1 protein-coding gene and 1 pseudogene are annotated in these 586 nt (G+C 40.4%); both read left to right on the top strand.

What is annotated here, in order from left to right; genetic code table 11:
* Nucleotides 1-288 (top strand): TolC family protein (locus MKX14_RS18215; RefSeq protein ID WP_240283150.1); only part of this gene is annotated, 288 nt, incomplete at its 5' end.
* Nucleotides 285-586 (top strand): annotated as a pseudogene (locus tag MKX14_RS18210) (type I secretion system permease/ATPase); the annotation flags it as partial. The gene MKX14_RS18215 and the pseudogene MKX14_RS18210, both read left to right, overlap by 4 nt.

Here is a 586-nt window from a genome sequence, read left to right as displayed (position 1 = left end):
CGTGAGCAAATTGAAAATAAACAACGTCAAATGCAGGTTTTAGCCAACCGCCAAGCGACGACAGTTCGTACACGCGAACTTTATCAAGAGCAGTACAAACTCGGTACCCGTTCATTGGTTGACTTACTGAATGCTGAACAGGCGATTCATAGTGCCAATTCAGAACTTGAAACTGCACGTTATGACATCTACAGCAGTATTGTTCAGTACATTGCAGCAACAGGACGTTCTCGCCAAGCTTATGACTTAAATAATATTTCAATTCAGGGGTTCGAAGTACAACCATGATGACAAAAATAAATTACCAGCCCTGGTTACAGGCGGTCTTAACGATTGCTAAACATTATAGAATTGAGCCTTCAGAAGAAAGAATCCGTTTACAACTTGACTGGAACCAAAATCAAAACCTTGATGATGTTTTGCAGTTAATGACCCGTCAGGTTGGACTCAATTTACGTAAAGTACCTTTTTCATTAGATTTACTTAATCCATGGCGTTTACCGGTCATGGTCGAGTTTAATGACGGACAAGTTGGTGTAATTGATAAGGCCGATACTCAAGGAAATGTCAGTATCCAGTTTAGTGG

Origin of the sequence: Acinetobacter pittii, from assembly GCF_022449185.1 — a bacterium.
Classification (GTDB): domain Bacteria; phylum Pseudomonadota; class Gammaproteobacteria; order Pseudomonadales; family Moraxellaceae; genus Acinetobacter; species Acinetobacter pittii_I.
The sequence above is the reverse complement of the archived record's forward strand: the minus strand, read 5'-3'. Positions and strand labels throughout refer to the sequence as shown.